Here is a 4,459-nt window from a genome sequence, read left to right as displayed (position 1 = left end):
AGAACATCCACTTGGCGTAGCTTGGCGACGATCTCTTCAGCCGTATGCTTCTTCCGTCCCATGAAAACATCCTCCACATGGCTCGAAGCCATACCTCAGGGAGGACCACTTTTCAGGAGGCAGGCCACCCTTCGAGGAGCCCGCCCCCGACGTCCCGCTCGGACCCGTCATCGATCCCGAGCCTCTGCCCGGCGAGCCGGCGGTTCCGGGAATCCGCGCCTGAGCGCGGGCCTGCAGGCCTACGAGGCGCAGGCCATCGCGGAGGCCGTCGAATCGGGCATGGCCCGCGGCGGACTCATGGCGACCCTCGGCGGCCTGCGCCTGACGACCTTCATCCCACCCGTGCCGGCGAGCCGATCGCGGACTACGCCGCCCGCGCCACGGGCGAACTCATGGTCCGCTATCTGGCTCAAGATGCGGACGACACCGAGCCGCCCGCTTGACGGGCCGGCCTTGAAGAGGAGCCCATGTCACCGTTTTCGACGTCCTTGTCGTCCATCTCCCCCGTGTTCACCGCGAAACTCGCCGCGCTGGCCCTGACCGTGGCCTGTGCCGCAATCGCTCCGGCCGCCGCCGCCGAGCCCGGCTTCGACGGGCGCTGGTCCGTCTCCGCCACCGTCGAGGATGGCGGCTGCACCGGCCCCTACCGCTATCCCATCGTCATCCGCGCCGGCGTCGTCGACGACGACGGCGGCAGCGGGGCCGACGCCTCGGGCCGCGTCGGAGAGGACGGGCGCATCGTCGGTTCGATCAAGAGCGGGCTCGCCAGCATCGCCGTCGAGGGGCAGCTCCGGGCGTCTGCCGGTTCGGGGCGCTGGACGCTCGCCGGCCCGATCGCCTGCTCGGGCCGCTGGACGGCGAGCAAAGCGGGCTGACGCACAAGGCGGGCCGGCGCAGGGGGGCGTCGAGCCGGCAGCGCCACCCGCACGATAGCCGGGCGAGCGTCTAGCGCCCCGGCACGTCCTGGTGGTCGCTCATCGCGGCGGGCGCGTCTGTGATGTCGTCCATCACGAGCTGGTTCAGGGCGCAGATGAACGACGACAGGCGATAGCCGTCGTGGCGCGACAGCGCGTTGTCGAAGGCGCGGACGTTCCAGAACGGGTCGTTGGGCCGGGTGATCGGCGCGATGCCGGTCAGCTGGAGGCCGTGCAGGAAGCGCGCGGCCGGCCCGTTCTCGTGCAGGCTGTCCTCTTGCGGAAAGCGGGGCGCGAGGTCTGTGCTGTCCCAGAAGTTGCCGCGCCGGTCGGCGCGCGCCAGCCGCGCGCGGGTCAGCCAACGGTCCGAGCGCGGGCAGTCGATCGCCGCGTCGGCGAGCGTCGCGTAGGGGTGGTGCCGCTCGAGCCCGGGCGCGTCGAGGCCCATCAGCTCGTGGGTGGTGCCGAAGGGCGCAGCCGATTGCTGGGCGTCGGCGAGCACCCCGGCCGCCGGGCGCGGCGGGTCCAGGTTGCCGATGGTGTGCGAATCCTCCCGCGCGGTGTTCTGGAACGGAAAGGTCGCGGCGAGCAGCGACAGGGTCCGCACCGGCAGCGTCGCCAGCCCCGCGCCGAGGCCGACGGGGGCGGCCGGCGTGCAGGTCTCGCCGCGGGGCGGGCGGCCCTCGAACCGCGCCGCCACCCGGTCGAGGAAGCCGGCGGCCGGGCGGAAGTCGAACTTGAAGGTCGGGAACAGGTCGTGCGTCGCCCAATCGTAGTCGACGCCGGCATCGAACATGCGGTCGGTGGCGGCGAGCCGGCTCCGGATGCGCTTGCGGGCGGCGGCAAAGCCGTCCGCGACGTCGAGGCCGATCCAGGCGCAGTCGCCGGGCCGTAGCCCGCCCGCCGGGAAGGCCAGCGCCGCGGTGACCGACATCAGCACGGGCCGCTGGTCGGCGGGGAAGTAGCCGTCGTCGCGCACGACCTCGGAGGCCGGCGTGTGCGCGTCGGCGTGGTCGGCGAGGTGGGACCAGACCTCGCGCTGGATCGCGGTCCACTTGCTCGCCTCGGAGGCCGGGTTGATCAGGACCACGAGGTTGCCGAGCACCGGCGGCAGCGTCTCGCCGAAGCGGTGGCGGCGCACCGCCTTGACGACGTCGTCCTGCAGCCCCGTGGCGAGCATGTTGCCGCCGAGGCTGTGCCCGGCCACGATCAGCTTGTTGTGCGCGCCCGGCGCGCTCAGCGTCGTCTCGATCGTGCGCAGCGCCGAGATCGCCCCGGGGGCGATCGCCTCGCTCACGGGCTTGCGGTCGAACAGGGTGGCCCCGGCCGACAGGCCGCCGAAGAACCCGCCGACCGCGTCGCCGAACCAGGTCCGCAGGCCGCGCTCGTCCACGCGGGCGCCGCGCCAGCCGACGTAGATCGCCGTCACGTCCATGTCGCAGACGCTCGGGTCGTCCGGGCAGCGCTGCGCCAGGAAGCGCGCGGCGTGGGCCGCGTAGAGGCGCAGGTCCGCGACGTTGCCGTCGCCGATCCGCGCGTCGTGGCGCCAGCCGTGGACGAAGGCGATCACGTAGTGCGAGCCGTGCGCGAGGTGCTTCTTCAGGGCGTCGAGCTGGGTGATCACCGGCTTGACCATGGTGGCCGGCATGCCCTTGGCCCGCATCTCGTCGTCCATGGCGTGGCGGAGCATCGCGCTGTCGATGGCCGCGTCGCCGGCCCCTTCTCGGGAGACCAGCGCGTAGGGCTCGCCGTCCTCCTGGAACTCGATGAAGCCGAGATGGTAGGCGAGGTCGCGTCCGCCCGGCGCGCGGGCGGGGACGACGTGGCGCTGCAGCGCGCAGCGCAGGCGCGTCCCCCATCGCGCATCCGCCGCGACGACGGCGCCCTCGTCGTCGCTGGCGTCGACCCAGCCGTCGCCGTCGGACGGAATCGCCGTCTGCAGGGTCTCGCGCCCGGTGTCGGCCAGGATCGTCCAGCCTCGGGCGAGACCGTCGCGGCATTCGGCGACGTTCGGGTCGAGGTCGCGATAGGCGCGCGCCTTGTCCGTGGAGAGCACGACGTAGTTCAGGAACAGGATGCCGAGGGCGGCGAGCGCCGACGCGGCGGCGACGCGGGACGCCGTGCGCAACGCGCCGACGGCCCAGCGCCCGAGCCGGACGACGACGCCTGCGGCGACGCGCGAGGACGCAGCCCGCCGCGCGCTCATCGCGCCGGGGTTCCGGCCGGATACGCCTCCGAGGGGCGCCGCATCGGAGACGATGTCATCGAAAACCCACTTCGAAACCCCTGATCCCCATGCCGATCCTTCGGTCGCCGTCCACCCTCGGTTACGGTGCCGGCGCGGCACGATCCGGTTTCGGTAACCGCACGGCCCGGGCCCGCGAAAGCGCGTCGATCGAACCGGGAGTGATCCATCATGATGCGCGCGATTCTACCAGCCGTCGCCCTCCTCGCCGGCACGGGGGTGGCCACGGCGTCGCTGTCGAGTCTCGTCGGCGCCTGGGGCCACGACTTCGCCGTGACGCCGTTCGAGCCGATGCAGCTCATGGTCGCGATGGCGACCGACAAGGCCACCGGCAAGTCGTTCAACGTGATCAGGATGCCGGACGGCCACGTGATGGCGGTCGTGCCGTTCGACCAGATGCCGAAGATGCCGGAGGTCGACCCCAAGAGCCTGATGCCGATGAAGGGCGGGCGGTGAAGGGTGGCCGATGGGCGATCCCCGCCGACCCGCGCCGATGAACGGCTGAGGCCGCACGCCGGGCTCCGCGGGCGGCGATCCCGCGCGTTGCCGGCATCGTCGTCGGAGACCCCCGCAGGGTCGAGCCGAGCGGGATCCTCGCCGTCCTCGTCGGCGCGGCGAGCACCGCTCAAGCCTGCGCTCTCGCACCGATGCCGGCGCCCGCGCTCCGGAGCCTTCCGATTTTACGCAGCGTCACCTCGCTCGGCACCACGAAGCCTGCCGGCGACCCCACGATGCAAGCGGCGGCACCAAGCCGAGCCGCGCTGCGGAAAGCCGCCGAAACGCCGCCGCCACTGCTCGCTCACTTCGACAGCCCGGGACCCGCCGCCGCCCGGAAGCGTCGGAAGCGCATCCCCGTTCTGCGCCGTGCTCGTCGTATCGATCTGGCCGCCCAGGCTCAGAGGGTCACCCGCGCCCTGGTTGAAGCCCAGCACGATGTCCCGCGCCGCCGACCAGGATGGTGTTGCCGAGGCCGCCGACGAGGATGTTGTCGCCCATGCCGCCGTGGAGCCCGTCGTTGGCTTCGTCCACCGCGTCGCTTTGGTCGGACCGCTGTCGCAATGAATGGCTTGCGAGAGCTTCCTCCGTGATCTCTGGATCACGGAGGAAGCTCTAACCTACAGCGTGGTCGCACTTTCTTCACGCCAGCCGGCATCCACCGCGCTCGAAAATGCTCTAGCAGGCTGCTGCAGAAGTCTGGCGTGGCGCTCGATTTGGATCGTCAGGGCTGTTTTTCGAGATCAGCCCACCTCGACGCGGCTCGATCCGCCAGCTTCGATGGTACTCCAGGTCGCGGGCTGCG

The 4,459-nt window shown here is 71.8% G+C and carries 4 protein-coding genes; 2 read left to right on the top strand and 2 right to left on the bottom strand.

What is annotated here, in order from left to right; genetic code table 11:
- The first annotated feature begins 488 nt into the window (after positions 1–488).
- Positions 489–875 carry a hypothetical protein gene (locus tag FV229_RS25465; protein ID WP_147754600.1) on the top strand — a complete coding sequence of 129 codons (387 nt, stop codon included), beginning with the start codon at positions 489–491 and terminating at the stop codon, positions 873–875.
- Between the two features lie 70 nt (positions 876–945).
- Here FV229_RS25465 and FV229_RS25460 read toward each other — a convergent pair whose 3' ends face one another.
- The gene (locus FV229_RS25460) at positions 946–3,120 is read right to left on the bottom strand and encodes a hypothetical protein (protein ID WP_147754599.1); all 2,175 of its coding nucleotides are present in this window, start codon (positions 3,118–3,120) and stop codon (positions 946–948) included.
- A 210-nt stretch (positions 3,121–3,330) separates the two neighbouring features.
- On the opposite strand from FV229_RS25460, the gene FV229_RS25455 reads away from it, so the two are divergent.
- The gene (locus FV229_RS25455; RefSeq protein WP_147754598.1) at positions 3,331–3,615 is read left to right on the top strand and encodes a hypothetical protein; all 285 of its coding nucleotides are present in this window, start codon (positions 3,331–3,333) and stop codon (positions 3,613–3,615) included.
- Positions 3,616–4,062: 447 nt separating this feature from the next.
- On the opposite strand, the gene FV229_RS28530 is transcribed toward FV229_RS25455, so the two are convergent.
- Entirely contained in the window at positions 4,063–4,188 is a 126-nt protein-coding gene (locus FV229_RS28530; protein ID WP_281406755.1) for a hypothetical protein, read from the bottom strand.
- Positions 4,189–4,459: the final 271 nt, after the last annotated feature.

Source organism: Methylobacterium sp. WL120 (genome assembly GCF_008039465.1).
Classification (GTDB): domain Bacteria; phylum Pseudomonadota; class Alphaproteobacteria; order Rhizobiales; family Beijerinckiaceae; genus Methylobacterium; species Methylobacterium cerastii.
Note: the sequence above shows the minus strand (reverse complement) of the source record. Positions and strands in the feature narration are given on the sequence as shown.